Below are 16377 nucleotides of genomic sequence, written 5' to 3' on the forward strand. Positions count from 1 at the left end.
TTGAAAATTACGTGGTACACTTCGTTAAATTATTAATCGCAATGATAACCATTATCGTTATTGTTTGTGTTTTTATTACAATTGGTTCATAGCCGTATTGAAGGAGAATTATATGAATCGGCACTTTATGCGTACCCCAACAGCTCTTGCGGTCGCTTTAGTCATATCGTCAGGAATGGTTCAGGCCAACGAAGATGAAACCGTTGTTGTTATTGGTCAGCAGCTAGAAGACAGTTCAGTAGGTCCAGATTTTAGTTACGTGGGATTAAGCAGTCGCACAGCAACCAAAACTGACGTTGCGATAGGTGAGACACCGCGCGCTATTTCGATTGTGACTCGCGAACAAATGGACGACCGAGCGTCAATCAGTATTGCCGATGCATTGCAGTACACACCAAGTATTCAAGCGAACTACTTTGGTGAAGACAACAAGCAAGATTGGTTTGTTATCCGTGGCTTTAAGCAAGCAAACAGTGGCTTGTATCAAGACGGAACGCGTTTGTACTCATCTGGCTTCTACAGCTGGCAAATCGACCCGTTTGGACTGGAGAGAGTAGAAATCTTACGTGGTCCAGGTTCTGCATTATACGGCCAAACTCCACCAGGTGGTGTAATCAACGTTGTGAGCAAGCGTCCGCAATTTGACGGTGGTTCTGGTCAATTTGCTATTGAATACGGTACTGATGATCGCAAGCAGATTAGCTTAGATGTGAACTCTGAAGTTAACGATAAAATGGCGTTTCGCCTGCAGGCACTTGGGCGTAAAAATGGCAGCCGTGTCGATGGTGTAGAAGCTGAACGCATTTTTATCGCTCCTTCTCTGGCTTATAAATTCACAGACGACACAAAAATCACACTACTAACCAGCTACCAGAAAGATGATTCTGATCCGTACCTACAGTTTTTACCAATGGAAGGAACGTTAACCTCGAATCCGAATGGCAAAATCAGTGATAGCACTGCAGTAGGCAATACAGATTGGGAAACGTTCGAGCGTGAACAACTGTCAGTAGGTTATGAATTTGAACATCATTTCAATGACAGCACTTACTTCATGCAGAACACGCGTTACAGCAAGATGGACATTAACCTTCGTCAAATGTATTCCCTTGGTTATGCAAAAGATAATCGGTTAGGAGCATATGACCCTACGGACAGTCAGATTCTACGTGGGGCATCAACGGAAGAAGGTACATCGGACGCATTCAACATTGATAACCGAGTTGTACATACCTTTAAAACCGGGGTTGTAGAGCATACGTTATTGGCTGGTATTGATTACCAAAACATCGATATTGATAGTAAAGATTATGCTGCAGATCCATTTGTTGCAGATGGCAATAGTTCGATTGGCATTCCAGTGCCCGGAGTGGGCTTAGTTCCAATCGCTAATCCATTGTTTGATGTGTTCAACCCATCATATAGCAATAACGTTACTCTGCTTGATTCAACCTTTAGTGTTGTTGATGAATCTGACCGCCAAACGACCAAGACCAAAAACAATCAGCTTGGCTTGTATCTACAAGATCAGATGATGATTGCTGACAAATGGGCTGTTCAGATTGGTGTTCGTTACGATGATTCTCAAAACAAGACTCACAACACCACGACAGGCAAGAAAACTAAGGTTGATAACGAAGAATGGACAACCAACTTAGGTGTTGCTTACCTAATGGATAATGGCTTTACGCCATACGTTAGTTACGCACAGTCGTTCAATCCTATTATTGAACTTGACGTAAATGGCGAACCGGCTAAACCAGAACGCGGCGAACAGTATGAAGTGGGTTTGAAATACCAACCGCGTAGCTTTGAAGGCTACTTCAACATAGCGGCATTTGAAGTCTCGAAAGAAAACCTAGCACGCACTGTTAATAGCCAGCTAACGCAAATTGGTGAAGTTCGTAACCGTGGTCTTGAATTAGAGGCGGTGGCTAACGTAACCGAAGAGCTAACGTTAATCGGTAACGTGTCATTCATTGATTCTGAAATTACTGAAGATGCAAACAGCAGTTATGTGGGTAACACTCCGTCACAAATTGCTGATCAACTGGCTTCGGCTTGGGCAAACTACCGTTTCTTGAGTGGTCCACTTGATGGCCTAACCGTTGGTGCGGGTGCACGTTACGTTGGTGATTCATACGCTGATAATACCGAGACTAACGTTGTTCCTTCATACACATTGTTTGACGCAACATTGAGTTACCGAATCGAAGATTACAAGTTCCAAGTTGCAGCGAAGAACTTAGCAGACAAAGAGTACGTGGCTACGTGTGACTTCTATTGCTTCTACGGCGATCGCCGTAATGTGATTGCGAGCGTAACTTATGACTGGTAACCACCAGCCTTTGAACACTCTGCCCGATGGGCAGAGTGTTTCTTTAAGTGAGGCACAAGACAGTTACTGCGTGGAAGTAAGCTCAGGTGTGATTGAAGTTGTGCGTGAAACAAACCAGTTTTGGCGTTTAACTCAAATGACAGCGCTTAATGCGGAGCAACTTTCTGCCTTTGCCATCCTGTTCTCTGCTAACCCTGAGATTCGAACGATTGAGCTCGGACAGTTTAGAAGCGAAGTGCTGGATTCTTTGTGTTTTGAAACTGCCGAAGGTTTAAAGGTACTTTGGCGTGAAGCCGTTATGCAAACACCTGATCTTTGGCTTAAAAATAGGAATCATAATCTTTATCCGCACAAGCAAGTCCTCGACGCTGCAGGGTATCACCCAGCCAGACCAAAGCCCTTATTGGGTGAGTTGTATCGCCGTTATATTCCCGATCTTAACGCCGTTCTCACTCTAGAAGGCTTAGATGTCGACAAACACTTAACCTTCTTCAATAAGTGGCAAAACAACCAGCGTGTCGCGAATTTCTGGGAGCAAACTGGCTCACTGGAAGAGCACAGGAAGTACTTAGAAGAATCAGTTAAAAACAATAAGAATCAGCTTCTTATTGTGTGCTTAGACAACCAGCCTTTCGCTTATATCGAAGTGTACTGGACCAAAGAAGACCGAATCGCACCTTATTACGCGGCGGGGGATTATGACCGAGGTATCCATATGTTGGTCGGTGAAGAATCCCACCGTGGTGCACATAAAGTTGCTGCTTGGTTGCCTTCTGTTTGCCACTTCATCTACCTATCAGATCCTCGTACAGAAAAGATTGTTAGCGAGCCAAGAGCCGATAACGACAAGATGATCGGATATCTGCAGAAGTATGGATTTGCCAAAGTAAAAGAATTTGAATTTCCGCATAAACGTGCGGCTTTAATGTGTCAGTTGAAAGACAGCTTTTTCAGTAACGAGTTCTAATAATGAAGCGGTAAGTACTGGTAAAGGGAGTCGGAATAGGGGCCTTGTACCCAACAATTATCATGAGGTTATACATGACGAAACAAATTAAGGAATATGATGTTCTCGGAGTAGGTTTTGGCCCTGCTAATTTATCGATAGCCATTGCGTTAGAAGAACAAGCTAAAGACAAAGGCTTAAGTTATTGCTTCTTAGAGCAAAAACCTGATTTTGAATGGCACGGCGGCATGTTGCTTGATGGAACAAGAATGCAGATCTCTTGTTTGAAAGATCTGGTGACGCTACGAAACCCAACAAGCCCATACTCGTTCGTAAACTATTTGCACACCAAAGACAGGCTCAACGCTTTCATCAACCTAGGCAGCATGAACCCTTCCCGTGTTGAGTTTAACGACTACCTGACTTGGGTTGCTAATCAATTCTCAGAACGCGTAAATTACGGCCAGCGAGTCATTGATATTGAAGCGATTGAAGAAAACGGTCATAGCTCAAAAGTAAAAGTTACCTCTACCGATATACACGGTAATCAGACGGTTCGAATCGCTAAGAACCTTATTGTTGGTATGGGAGGAATGCCGAAGCTACCGAAACAGTTTGAAGGCCATGATAATGAACAAATTATCCATTCTTCAAAATACAAAGCATGGCGCGAGACCTTTAAAGGAAATTCAGATCCTAAAATCGCGATAGTTGGAGCAGGGCAGAGCGCGGCAGAAATATTCGTTGATCTAACAAACCGTTATGCGGATGGCGAGATACATATGGTCAACCGTCGCTTCGCATTACACCCTGCTGATGACAGTCCGTTCGTTAATGAGGTGTTCGATCCTGATTTCACTGACCACATGTATGAAAGCACGCAAGAGCAGCGCGATCATATTCTTTCTCGTTTTAGTGCAACCAACTACTCGGTAGTCGATACAGAAGAGCTCAATGCAATATATGAGTTACTCTATTTGCAAAAAGTAACGGGAGAAGGCAAGCATCAGCATCTACGTTGCCATGACATTCAAGAGGTTGCGCAGAAGGATGACAAAGTCGCATTGCGCTTGAATGACACGATCAACAAAGCACAGGCATGGAATGAATATGATGCCATCATTCTTGCCACTGGTTATCGATACGATGAGTTCAACCAAATGCTGAGCTCAATTGAACCTCTGATTGATAGTAAATCGGTAGGGCGTTCATACCAATTAGACATGAAGCCAAGCTGTGACGTTAAAATCTTCCTACAGGGTTGTTGTGAATCTTCTCACGGCCTAAGTGACACGCTTCTTTCAGTGTTGGCTGTTCGTTCTAAAGAAATTGTGGATGCTCTTCTATCTAATTCTAAGCAAACGGTTGAGACTGAAAAAGCGTAATTAACATATCTACATACTACATACTACATACTACTTAGCGCCGAGCCCTTGAGTTTGGCGCTAATTTTCTAGATACTTAGATAGCTCGCCTATTTTCATATTTCTTCGCTACCTTTCTCTTATTCATACCAATAATATTTTTCCTTTAGTCATCGCTATTCTCAGCTCGACACTCGCTTCTCTTACTGCGGGGTTTATCTTGGGTTCAAACAGAGCAACTATCGCCGATAAATCAAACAACTAGACGCTGATTAAAACTATCAATACGATTTATTACAGCAGTTGTTGAGCACAAAGCCTATATTGACTAGAATGACGCACTTTTTTTATTTACGTACATTCAGGTAATGAACATGAGCGATACTAATTCAAGACCAGCTTTACCAGATCATCTTGCAGGCAACCCACGCAGCCCACACCACGTGGCTGAGTGTTTCGAATACCCAATCGGCATTCGTCTAAATGGTAAAGAGCGTACTGATGTTGAAGAATACTGCATCAGCGAAGGTTGGGTTAAGATCCCTTCACCTAAAGCGCTAGATCGTCGCGGTCAGCCAATGCTTATTACTCTTAAAGGCACTGTAGAAGCTTACTACATCGAAGACTAATTGATGTCGTAATAGCTAAAGCCTATTTATTGAAGGGTCTAGAGAAGTCTAGACCCTTTTTGTTTTTATCGTGTTCAGCGATTTTTACTCACCACGCAATACCGGCGCCAATTGAAAACTCCAAATCTTCTCCTTCAGCCTTATCGAAACCCGCTGTAACCACAAAGCCACTGTCCATGATATAGGTCGCGTCCAAACCACCAACTTGTTTGGTTGAGCTATCGGAGAACTCGCGGTTCTCTAGCGTTACGTCTGTATGTGTGCGCTTGATGCCGTAACCGGGTGTGATGTACAAATTTTCTGTGATACCAATCGGTGCGTGAAACTGATATTCGTTGTCACGTTGTTTGTATTCATAAGAATCATCGTCTTCGTTATAAGCAGAGCGTGTAAATTCAACACCGTAGCCTATCGTTCCCGGACCTCGATATTTGATATATGAAGCAGACCAATCTCTCCAACCTCGCTCAGCCGATAGCCCGAATGTAATAGCCGTTTCTTCTTGCGTTTGTTCATAGGCTTGAACGTGTGAAGTGCCGAAGATTAGGGTTGTGGCAAGAATAAGAAAGGGGAGTTTGCTACTGGTCATTGGATCGCTCGCTTATGTATACAAATATCGACGCTTCTCGTGGAGATATAGCGCCATTAAATGAGTAACTTAGTCGGGGTCGTCCTTGAGCTTTTTGTTATGTATTCCTTCGTGTTGGTTTCGAATAGCACTCTCGATGTTGAGAGTGTTATTCGATAGGGGGCTAGTTATTAAAAGCGCGTTGTACACTATTTCAAAGTGCGTAATTTATTCACCTGCATCTTTGTTCGTACTTTCGTTACTTCGGCATGCGAAGGCAGTTTGTCTTTTACTTTGTTCTTGATGTCAGACATAGGAACAAAGTTCCACTGACCGTCGTGATACTTAACGACGAATGTTTGACGATTAATCTCTTCTCGGAATACCCAAACACCATCGTCTAAGCGTTTAAAGTCGCCAACCACGTTTCCGTCGGTGCCTGTCACCGTCCAAAAAGTGTGTTCTTGTTGTCGATAAGCGACGGAATCTTTTTGTCCCGAGATAAGCTTATCGCCAGAAGTTACCGTAACGTAACCATCGCGAATGATGATTTCACCAACACGTTGATCGTCTGAATAGATGCTGTAGAGAGTGTGCTCATCACTCACTTGTTCCTTAACGGCCACAATTTCAGCATCACCGTTGTCTTTGTTGAAGAAAGGAATGTCTCCAAGGTCTGGGACATAAACAAATCCTAAATCAGCTTGTGCGATTTTGTCTTCTAGAGTAGGAGCGTCATGCCCATAGTTCGGATCTGGATTGTCGTAATCGCCATCTTCGTCTGAGTCATCCAGTCCAAAACCTGGGTCGACATTTTCAAAACCGTAATCCCCATCGAATTGCGGTTGTGCTTGGTCTGAGTTTCCACCTGATGAGCAACCCGCTAGAACGGCAGTAAGTACAAGAGCGATAAGTGATTTGTTCATGATATTTCCTATCGTTGGGTTTATTCGTAAACACTTGATGCGCAGAAATGATTCTCGTGGGAGTAAGCCACTTATGTTCCTTATCACGGACACTCAATGTGACTAGCACTGCTGCATCGCTTGAGGTTGTACGATACGCAATCCAAAGTGTTCAATAAATAAACTGATCAATAGGTTTAACATCACGAATGGTTATGTGTTTATTTCGTAAAAGAACGATTATGGAGATGAATTCTTAAGTTAAAGGGAGGGTGAATGGAGTTTTTTCTCTGATTCGTTCTAAAAAACGCCTTTCCGAATATGCATTAGCAAGAATAACGCAATTAACTTTGATTGCTTTGTGTTCGATTGCTCATTTTTGTCTATTTTTCACTCTGTTATTGGTTGGTTAAATAATATTCATGCAGTCGAAAATATGAAGCGTAGTCTAATTAAATGAAACTAATTTGCTGTATTTAAACAAATTAATTGTTAATGGCTATCTCTGTCACAGAAATTAATCCTGAAGCACATACAATTCCTCCTGTTTTCGAATGAGCGTAAATTTTTTTCGTTCGAGCATTTTATTCTTCCTTCGCCCAATAATATGAGGTTCCTATGTTTGGAATATTCAAACCTATGGCGCATATCGATCGCTTATCATCAGATAAAGTCGATAGCACCTACACACGATTACGATGGCAGCTGTTTCTTGGTATTTTTGTCGGCTACGCAGGCTATTACTTAGTTCGTAAAAACTTCAGTTTGGCCATGCCTTACCTTATCGAACAGGGATTCAGTCGAGGTGAGCTAGGGGTTGCATTAGCAGCTGTTTCTATTGCTTACGGTTTATCTAAGTTCTTAATGGGTAGCGTTTCTGACCGTTCTAACCCTCGTTACTTCCTCAGTGGCGGCTTATTAATGTCGGCGCTTGTGATGTTCTGCTTTGGTTTCATGCCTTGGGCAACGGGCAGCATTACCGCGATGTTTATCCTTCTGTTCTTGAATGGTTGGTTCCAAGGTATGGGCTGGCCAGCGTGTGGACGAACCATGGTGCACTGGTGGTCGCGTAAAGAGCGTGGCGAGATAGTGTCAGTATGGAACGTTGCTCACAACGTGGGTGGCGGATTGATTGGGCCTATGTTCCTGTTGGGTCTATGGGCTTTCAATGACGATTGGCGAACCGCTTTTTATGTTCCTGCATTTTTTGCCACTCTCGTTGCTATTTTTGTTTGGTTCACAGTAAGAGATACGCCTCAGTCTTGTGGTCTACCTCCAATTGAAGAACACAAAAACGACTATCCAGATGATTACGATAAGTCTCACGAAACTGAGATGACAGCAAAAGAGATCTTCTTTAAGTATGTCTTCAATAACAAACTGTTGTGGTCAATCGCTATCGCGAACGCGTTCGTTTACCTGATTCGTTATGGTGTACTTGACTGGGCGCCTGTTTATCTAAAAGAAGCGAAAGACTTCTCTGTAGATAAATCATCTTGGGCTTACTTCTTATACGAGTGGGCAGGTATTCCGGGGACGTTATTGTGTGGTTGGATCTCAGATAAGCTATTCAAAGGCCGTCGTGCGCCTGCAGGTATCTTGTTCATGGTACTGGTTACTATCGCAGTATTGGTTTACTGGTTTAACCCAGCAGGTAACCCAACGGTTGATATGTTGGCTCTTATTGCGATTGGTTTCCTAATCTACGGCCCTGTAATGCTAATCGGCTTATACGCACTTGAGCTTGCTCCTAAAAAAGCGGCGGGCACAGCGGCAGGCTTAACGGGACTCTTCGGTTATTTAGGTGGTGCGGTTGCAGCAAACGCAGTATTAGGCTTCATGGTTGACCATTACGGCTGGGATGGTGGTTTCACAATCTTGGTTGGCGCTTGTATCGCCTCGATCATCTGTCTGGTGTACGCATTTATTGGTGAACGTAAGCACCATAAAGAAAAAAGCCTTGAGCGCGAGAAAGAAGCCATAGCTTAATCACTCGTTAACTTGATCGTTTGTTAAGTGAGTTTTAGCAAACACAACCATACTAATAAATGACAGAGGCAGGCATAACCTGCCTCTTTGTTATCAAGGAATATAACAATGAAAACAACGTCACTGTCTCTTACTTTATTGGCGCTGAGCTTATCGGCGAATGCACTAGCTGATCCTTTAGTTATTGCTCACCGAGGTGCATCTGGCTACCTACCTGAGCATACATTGCCAGCAAAAGCGCTTGCGTATGCAATGAAACCGGATTACATCGAACAAGATGTCGTGATGACCAAAGACGACCAATTGGTAGTACTTCACGACCATTATCTAGATCGCGTTACCGATGCTGCAGACCGCTTTCCAGATCGTGCACGTGACGATGGTCGTTACTACGCGATAGATTTTACGCTTGCTGAGATTAAATCACTAAAGGTAACTGAAGGCTTTAACCTTGATGAGCAAGGTAACAGAGTGGCAGGGTATCCAACTCGCTTCCCAATGTGGCAGTCTGATTTCCGCGTACCAACGTTTGCAGAAGAAATCGAAATGATCCAAGGGTTGAATAAGATTCTTGGTTACGATGTAGGTATCTACCCAGAAATCAAGGCACCTTGGTTCCATCTCCATGAAGGCAAAGACATCTCTAAAGCGGTACTGGCGACCTTGCATCAATACGGTTACTTAACAAAAGAAGATAAGGTCTATTTGCAGTGTTTTGACGCTAACGAACTTCAACGCATCAACGCATCAACGATGAGCTTATGCCAGCAATGGAAATGGACTTGAAACTCGTTCAGCTCATGGCTTACACCGATTGGAATGAAACCATGACTTATAAGGGCGATAAGGCGACACCTTACAGTTACGATTGGATGTTTGAGAAAGGCGGCATGGCAAAAGTAGCAACTTATGCTGATGGTATTGGCCCGTGGAAACCTATGCTGGTGTACGACGCATCGACCAAAGACAACATCATCATTAAACCATTGATGAAATCTGCCAAAGAGTCTGGCTTAGACGTTCACCCATATACGTTCCGTGCTGACCCAGGTCGAATTCCGGGCTATGCCGATAATTTCGATGGCATGTTGGATGTGTTTTACAACCAAGTGAAAGTCGACGGCGTGTTTACCGACTTCCCAGACAAAGCGGTAGAGTTCCTTAACCGTTAAGCTATTCAATAGCTACAAAACACTCGCTACGAAGAGCTAAAAGCAAAGTTCAAAGCTGCTTTTAGCTCTTTCTTTTCAGCCCCGTGACAACTCAAATCCCCATTTTGACATTCCTCAGGTTTACACCGATCTCGCTCCTTGATAGGTTACCAACATCACAGTCAGTCGTTTGCCTAAAGGCATGTACTTACTGAACCTTATATTGAAATTGGAACCATCATGGAAGAAAGAAGCCAAGCTTATCTCGATAGCTACCTAAACTCATTACCGGAAGAAATAGCAAAGAAGCACACCTCATTCAGTGCAGACTATTTCTGCGGAGACGAATACAACGCCAATTTGTGCGCACAACTCATATTGAAAGGCGAAAAGCAGGCGTCTTGCAGCCTTGAATATTGGTACAGCCATGAAGATGAAGTGATGCCTGTTGTAGGCCACTTACAAGTTGTTACCGATTGGGACGGCAAGCCTATCTGTATTGTTGAAATCACGTCTGTTTCCTTATGTCCATATAATGAAGTGACCGCTGAATTTGCTGCCGCAGAAGGTGAGGGTGACAAAACTCTAGTATGGTGGAGGGAAGCGCATTGGAACTTCTTCTCACGTGAATGTGAAGAACTCAAGATTACACCAAGTGAAGACATGATGTTGGTACTTGAGCGTTTCAAAGTGGTTCATCAATAAGAGTAGGTAAAAAGTGCCCATTGGTTTAATTGAATCTTAAGCCGTGGCACTTTGACCTCGAAAAGCAGTCAAGCAATACAACAAGGAGTGTGTAGTGAAAATTGCAATATTGGATGATTATCAGGACGCAGTAAAAAGCCTTGCGTGCTACAGCAAGTTAGAACAGCACGAGGTTGAAGTATTCACGAAACTTACCTTGAAGACGAACTTGCGCTGAAGTTACACGATTTTGAAGCTCTCGTGCTCATCCGAGAACGTACTGAAATCACCGAGTCGTTACTATCCAAATTACCCAATCTCAAGTTAATCAGCCAAACAGGTAAAGTCAGTAATCATATCGACCCACAATTGTGTGAACGCTTCGGTGTGAAAGTGCTGGAAGGGCGCGGTTCACCTGTTGCACCTTCTGAGCTGTGTTGGGCGTTGATAATGGCTGCATCTCGTCATATTCCTACTTACGCTTCAAACCTCAAACCTCAAACCTCAAACAGAACAAATGGCAAGATTCAGGCTCACTTGGCTTAGGCAGGACATTAAAGGGCTTAAAGCTTGGCATTTGGGGTTATGGAAAGATCGGACGCTGCATCGCGCAATATGCCAAAGCATTCGGTATGAATGTGCTTGTGTGGGGAAGCCAAACCTCAAGAGACCAAGCACAGGCCGACGGATTTGAAGCGGCAGAAAACAAACACGCGTTTTTCAGTAATGTCGATGTACTTTCTTTGCACCTACGCTTGAATGACGCCACTAGAGGCTGCGTTACTGCTGAAGATCTTGGCTTAATGAAGCCAGACTCACTGTTTGTGAATATCAGCCGAGCGGAGTTGGTCGAGCCAAAAGCCTTGTTTAATGAACTCACCAAGGTAGCCAGCAAACGAGCGGCGATTGATGTTTTTGAAATTGAGCCCGCAACGTCAGAGAGTGAACCTCTGTTAGCCTTGTCAAACGTCACAGCGACACCGCATTTAGGCTACGTTGAACAAAATAGCTACGAACTCTACTTTGATATCGCTTTTGACAACATTCTGTCCTATCAAATGGATAGCATATCGAGCTAGAATCTGCCCAAAGAAAAAAGGTAGAGAAAGTATGAGCTTAACAATCAGACAAGTCACAGTAGATGATGCTCAGGGTATTATCGATGTATTAAACCCAATCATCATCGAAGGGCGTTTTACCATCTTAGATCAGACGTTTACGTTGGATGAAGAGAAAGGTTTTATTGAGTCGTTTCCCGAACGTGGCGTGTTCAGTGTTGCTGTTAATCCAACGACTAATCAATTGCTTGGTTTTCAAAACGTAGAGCCGTTTGCCTCTTATACAAAAGCTTTTGATCATGTGGGTATTATTGGAACTTATGTAGACGCAAACAGCCGTGGGCAAGGCGTTGCAAAACAGTTATTTGAACATACATTCGAGGTCGCAAAAGCCAAAGGCTACGAAAAGCTTTTTGCTTATGTTCTAGCCGATAACGAACGCGCATTAGCGGCTTATCTCAAACCGGGTTTTGAAACTGTCGGGATAGCAAAGAAACACGCCAAGATTGGCGGCCAGTACTATGATGAGATTCTTATCGAGAAGTTCTTATAAGTACGGCGAAACATTCGCAACATCATCGATGCAGGAGGCATGATGAACAAAGCTATAAAATCAACGGTTTCAGCCAAGCTAACCAAAACCGTCTTATTTGATTGGGGTAACACCTTAATGATCGACTTCCCAGACGCACAAGGGAAAATGTGTGACTGGGAAACCGTACAAGAAGTGAGTGGGGCACAAACCTTACTCGCTCAATTGTCGAAGCATCACAACATCTATATTGCGACTAATGCGGCCGATTCCAGTGAAGGTGACATCATTCGTGCATTTGAACGCGTCGGATTGTCCCAATACATTGATGGTTACTTCTGTAAGGCGAGTATTGGTTTATCTAAATACGATTCTGGTTTCTATCCTGCCATTATTACCGAACTCGATATCGAACCCCAAGATCTCACTATGATTGGCGATACTCTCGAAAAAGACATTTATCCTGCGTTAGAAGCTGGCTTGCAAGTGGTTTGGCTGAACACTGAAGGCGCCATTGCAGATACACACTTACCTATTGTTGAGGTTCAAAACTTGACCCAACTATTGGAGTTTATCAATGAATGAGCATTCTGAGATCTGGCGTCAGTATTATCAAAAAGCCTTAGATAAACCCCATTCAAAAAGAACAGACTTCGCCATGAAGCTTAATGAGTCACTCTTAAACGTCGCGATTGATTGTGGTTGTGGTACGGGCAGTGATATCGATTTTTTAGAGCAGCAAGGTTACCAAGTGTACGGGTTTGATGTTAATCCTGACTCGATATCAATATGTCGAGACAGGTTTGGCGGTAAGCCTTTGGTCGAGATATCTCAAAGCGCATTTGAAGATTATGATTACCCAAAAGCAGGGCTTGTCATTACCAATTCGAGCCTATTTTTTGCAGAACCGACTCAGTTTGATGAGACGTGGCAACGAATCATCAATAGCATTGAAATTGGTGGTGTATTCGCAGGCGATTTCATGGGTGTCGACGATAGCTGGGCTCATGGTTATCGCACCTCAACAACGCCACTCACTAAAGCTAAAGTGTTGAGCTTGTTTGATGACTTCGAGGTTATACGTTTTCATGAGCGCGACGAACAAGCGCTAACCTCATTAGGTAAGATGAAGCACTGGCACACTTACTCTGTTATTGCCATTAAACGAAGTTCGACATCGTAATTTCGACCTAAAACTAGCCGTGCGTTGGTTTTGAAGCCAACCTCTCATTTGTAGTCTGTATAATGCTCTAAGCTAAGCCTAGATTTCGAATAGAAGGGCTAGGTTATGAGTATTGAACGTCATGGAATATCGGTTGGAATTGAACGTGTTAGCTGCGAAACCATCATCGTGTTCAAAGCGAAAGGAAAGCTGACGCACGACGATTATCAAGCAATGATACCAATCTTAAAAACAACAATAGAAGAGCTCGACTCTTCCACATTGAAGATTCTGGTCGATATCTCAACATTAACCGGTTGGGAGCTGCGCGCCGCGTGGGACGATTTCAAACTCGGATTAGAGCTCAACTCTAAAATCGACAAGATTGCGATTTACGGCGATAAAAGCTGGCAAGAACTCGCATCAAAAGTTGGAAGCTGGTTTGTGTCTGGCGATATTAAGTCATTTGAAGAATACGACTCTGCCATTGAGTGGTTGATTGACTAATTCATTCGCGGTTCAGTTGTTGTCGCTGGTGGTAAGCGGAAGGAACCACCTTGAAGGCTGTCGTCTATCCGTTCTCAAGGCCATTCCCTAAGCAATTCAATAGAATATGTTTATCGCTGCATGTAACATGCGCCTACCGCGACACGTTCGCGCTAACTAAAAGAATAAGCAAAATAACAAGGTCTAAGAACATGAATAAGGTAATTGATAAGCTCGCTTGGATATTCATTAAAGATGGCAAGCTATTGATGGTGAGATCAAAAGGCAAAGAACTGTTTTACTTACCGGGCGGCAAGCGTGAAGCCGGCGAAAGTGACGAGCAAGCATTGGTTCGTGAAATCAAAGAAGAGATTTCAGTCGATTTGGTACCTGATTCAATCAAATACGTTGAGACATTTACCGGCCAGGCCGATGGCAAAGCGGAAGGCGTATCGGTGCAATTGACTTGTTACGCTGCAGATTACACAGGTGAACTGTCTCCAGATGCTGAAATTGAAGAGCTCAAGTTTGTTGATGGCAACGACAGAGCGGTATGTTCATTAGCAGCACTGGTTGCGCTAGATTGGTTAGAAAAGAACCAGTACTTAGTTTAACGACAGAGCACGATCCTCAAAAGATCCCTATTATGAAAAGCTTGAAGGACGGCTATCTCTCATTAGAAGGTCGAGTTTTCTTTGAGCTTTTTTCGTATCTTGCAGATCCACCACCTCAATCATCTCGCACTCGTCCCTCACCATCTCATTGATTAGGCTAGGGTAGTGTCGGCAATCTTCTGGTCGGTCTAAGTAAATACTGCATGTGTATTTGGCTTGGGCATTCGTGTCTTTATTCGGAACTAGCTCTAGAAATGGGCAACGAGTTAGGCGTTCGCCAGATTCAGGATCAAACCAAATCTCACTACCGCGAACATATTCAAAGATGTCTGGGTTGAACAGCTCCCACAAATCAATCTCTTCTTGAGTTGCGGCAAGGTCACCATCGCCATATTTGATACAGCATTTTCCGCATTGATTACAATCTTTCATTCGTGGCTTCTTAGTTAACTTACTCTTCTAATATTATCACTGATACGATGCGGCACGTTGATTTAGTTGCTCAGAGCTCAAAAAGAGGGCGAGGAGCAAGCAATCATTCGCAAAGTGAACCGCCGAAGCACAGTAAACAGTGATACAATTTCTCTTCGTAAGTTATTAATGCAAAGGCTCCAAATGAGAACAATCTATACCACTGAAGGCGACATCAACGCAAAGAAACAGAAAGACGCTTATCCAAAACTGGCGTTATGTGAAAACTGCGTGCGTGATTATGTGGTGATTGAGCAAGGTGAGCGCACTTACAAGCCTTGTGCTAAATGTGGTACCGACGATTAATGCGCCTTGATAAATACCTTTGTAAAAGCACAGACCTCACTAAGCCAGAAGCCATTGAGAGAATCCATAATGGTGAGGTAAGTGTAAACGGTGAAGTGGTGCTTTATGAATCTACTCAGGTTCATGAAAGTAACACCATCCTGCTCAATGGCGACGTATTAACGCTACGCGCATTTCGTTACATCTTAATGCACAAGCCTGCAGGTACTATCTGTTCCAATATCGATGAAGTGTACCCATCGCTTTTCAATCATCTTGAGGTGGATAAAGCCTCTGAACTGCACATCGCAGGGCGGTTAGACGCCGATACTACAGGCTTAGTATTGATCACTGATGATGGACGTTGGTCTTTCAATATCACACTGCCAACTAAGTCGTGTAAAAAGGTGTATCGTGTGACATTGTCACGGGATATCAAAGACGATGTCGCAGATAAATTCAAAGCGGGGGTTCAGCTGCAAGGTGAGAAGAATCCCACGCGGCCCGCAGAACTAGAAGTGATAAGCCCCAAAGAAGTGCTACTGACCATCACAGAAGGTAAGTTCCATCAAGTTAAGCGAATGTTCGCTGCGGTTGGAAACCGAGTGGTAGGGCTGCACAGAGAGCAAATAGGCGATGTAAGTCTAGATGTTGAAGAAGGCCAGTGGCGTTATCTCACAGAAGATGAAGTTAGCTCTTTCAGCCAGTAACCTAAAACAAATTAAAACATAAAGCCTAGCGATACTTCTGGGCTTTAAAACAGAAGGAATTGTTTATCATGGAAAACCTCAAAGTCACAGAAATAAAGTCGTTCGTACCCGCGAAAGACTTCGACTTATCAAAGCGTTTTTATCAAAATCTCGGCTTTGAAATCATGTCTGAATTCCATGATATCGCTTATTTTCGTCACGGCGATTATGCATTCCTTTTACAAGATTTTTACGAACCTGCGCACTGTCACAATTACATGATGCACTTGCTGGTGGAAGACGTAAAAAGTTGGTATCAACACGTGCAAAACTCTAATGTAATGACGGAATTTGAAGTAACCGTTACTGAGGTTGTAGAGCAACCTTGGGGAATGCTTGAGTTTTGTATCACTGACCCAAGTGGCGTGCTATGGCGTGTTGCCGAGAACATCAGGCCACGTTAGCCCGTAAACTTGTTTTAAGGCCAGTGAAACGCTTCAAATTAT

The 16377-nt window shown here is 43.5% G+C and carries 17 protein-coding genes and 2 pseudogenes; 16 read left to right on the top strand and 3 right to left on the bottom strand.

What is annotated here, in order from left to right; translation table 11 throughout:
• The first annotated feature begins 127 nt into the window (after positions 1–127).
• The 4 genes from OCV12_RS07670 (at position 128) to OCV12_RS07685 (ending at position 5277) form a co-directional block, all read left to right on the top strand.
• Entirely contained in the window at positions 128–2338 is a 2211-nt protein-coding gene (locus OCV12_RS07670; RefSeq protein WP_261885944.1) for a TonB-dependent siderophore receptor, read from the top strand.
• Complete coding sequence (locus tag OCV12_RS07675) at positions 2328–3305, top strand: GNAT family N-acetyltransferase (protein ID WP_261885836.1); 978 nt, start codon at positions 2328–2330, stop codon at positions 3303–3305. The genes OCV12_RS07670 and OCV12_RS07675 overlap by 11 nt, the downstream gene beginning before the upstream one ends.
• A gap of 74 nt (positions 3306–3379) precedes the next feature.
• Positions 3380–4669, top strand: a complete 1290-nt coding sequence (locus tag OCV12_RS07680) for a lysine N(6)-hydroxylase/L-ornithine N(5)-oxygenase family protein (protein WP_261885837.1) — start codon at positions 3380–3382, stop codon at positions 4667–4669.
• 353 nt (positions 4670–5022) lie between these two features.
• Entirely contained in the window at positions 5023–5277 is a 255-nt protein-coding gene (locus OCV12_RS07685) for a DUF3297 family protein (RefSeq protein ID WP_239829388.1), read from the top strand.
• A gap of 88 nt (positions 5278–5365) precedes the next feature.
• Here the strand turns inward: OCV12_RS07685 and OCV12_RS07690 are convergent, their stop codons facing one another.
• On the bottom strand, positions 5366–5866 hold the full coding sequence (locus OCV12_RS07690; RefSeq protein WP_261885838.1) for a hypothetical protein: 501 nt from the start codon (positions 5864–5866) through the stop codon (positions 5366–5368).
• 188 nt (positions 5867–6054) lie between these two features.
• Entirely contained in the window at positions 6055–6771 is a 717-nt protein-coding gene (locus OCV12_RS07695; protein WP_261885839.1) for a membrane lipoprotein lipid attachment site-containing protein, read from the bottom strand.
• Positions 6772–7368: 597 nt separating this feature from the next.
• Here OCV12_RS07695 and glpT point away from each other — a divergent pair.
• The 9 genes and pseudogenes from glpT (at position 7369) to OCV12_RS07740 (ending at position 14426) form a co-directional block, all read left to right on the top strand.
• On the top strand, positions 7369–8739 hold the full coding sequence (gene glpT, locus OCV12_RS07700) for a glycerol-3-phosphate transporter (RefSeq protein ID WP_176681300.1): 1371 nt from the start codon (positions 7369–7371) through the stop codon (positions 8737–8739).
• A gap of 108 nt (positions 8740–8847) precedes the next feature.
• Positions 8848–9911: pseudogene (gene glpQ, locus OCV12_RS07705) on the top strand (glycerophosphodiester phosphodiesterase).
• Positions 9912–10130: 219 nt separating this feature from the next.
• A complete protein-coding gene (locus OCV12_RS07710; RefSeq protein ID WP_261885840.1) occupies positions 10131–10595 on the top strand; it encodes an ASCH domain-containing protein in 465 nt (154 codons plus the stop codon).
• Positions 10596–10689: 94 nt separating this feature from the next.
• Positions 10690–11653 (top strand): annotated as a pseudogene (locus tag OCV12_RS07715) (D-2-hydroxyacid dehydrogenase family protein).
• 31 nt (positions 11654–11684) lie between these two features.
• Positions 11685–12185, top strand: a complete 501-nt coding sequence (locus tag OCV12_RS07720; protein WP_261885841.1) for a GNAT family N-acetyltransferase — start codon at positions 11685–11687, stop codon at positions 12183–12185.
• A 42-nt stretch (positions 12186–12227) separates the two neighbouring features.
• A complete protein-coding gene (locus OCV12_RS07725) occupies positions 12228–12749 on the top strand; it encodes an HAD family hydrolase (protein WP_261885842.1) in 522 nt (173 codons plus the stop codon).
• Positions 12742–13347, top strand: coding sequence for a class I SAM-dependent methyltransferase (locus OCV12_RS07730; RefSeq protein ID WP_261885843.1), 606 nt, complete (start codon positions 12742–12744; stop codon positions 13345–13347). Before OCV12_RS07725 ends, OCV12_RS07730 begins: the two co-directional genes overlap by 8 nt.
• A 105-nt stretch (positions 13348–13452) precedes the next feature.
• Complete coding sequence (locus OCV12_RS07735) at positions 13453–13833, top strand: SpoIIAA family protein (RefSeq protein WP_261885844.1); 381 nt, start codon at positions 13453–13455, stop codon at positions 13831–13833.
• A gap of 191 nt (positions 13834–14024) precedes the next feature.
• Positions 14025–14426: an NUDIX hydrolase gene (locus OCV12_RS07740; RefSeq protein ID WP_261885845.1), complete on the top strand. Its 402-nt coding sequence runs from the start codon at positions 14025–14027 to the stop codon at positions 14424–14426.
• Positions 14427–14456: 30 nt separating this feature from the next.
• Here the strand turns inward: OCV12_RS07740 and OCV12_RS07745 are convergent, their stop codons facing one another.
• Entirely contained in the window at positions 14457–14858 is a 402-nt protein-coding gene (locus tag OCV12_RS07745) for a YkgJ family cysteine cluster protein (protein WP_239829382.1), read from the bottom strand.
• A 183-nt stretch (positions 14859–15041) separates the two neighbouring features.
• Here OCV12_RS07745 and OCV12_RS07750 point away from each other — a divergent pair, with 183 nt between their 5' ends.
• The 3 genes from OCV12_RS07750 (at position 15042) to OCV12_RS07760 (ending at position 16335) form a co-directional block, all read left to right on the top strand.
• The gene (locus OCV12_RS07750) at positions 15042–15203 is read left to right on the top strand and encodes a hypothetical protein (protein ID WP_261885846.1); all 162 of its coding nucleotides are present in this window, start codon (positions 15042–15044) and stop codon (positions 15201–15203) included.
• Positions 15203–15892: a pseudouridine synthase gene (locus OCV12_RS07755; RefSeq protein ID WP_390904560.1), complete on the top strand. Its 690-nt coding sequence runs from the start codon at positions 15203–15205 to the stop codon at positions 15890–15892. The genes OCV12_RS07750 and OCV12_RS07755 overlap by 1 nt, the downstream gene beginning before the upstream one ends.
• A gap of 68 nt (positions 15893–15960) precedes the next feature.
• On the top strand, positions 15961–16335 hold the full coding sequence (locus OCV12_RS07760; protein WP_261885848.1) for a VOC family protein: 375 nt from the start codon (positions 15961–15963) through the stop codon (positions 16333–16335).
• The last annotated feature ends 42 nt before the right edge of the window (positions 16336–16377 follow it).

The sequence above is a fragment of the Vibrio pomeroyi genome (assembly GCF_024347595.1).
Taxonomy (GTDB): domain Bacteria; phylum Pseudomonadota; class Gammaproteobacteria; order Enterobacterales; family Vibrionaceae; genus Vibrio; species Vibrio pomeroyi.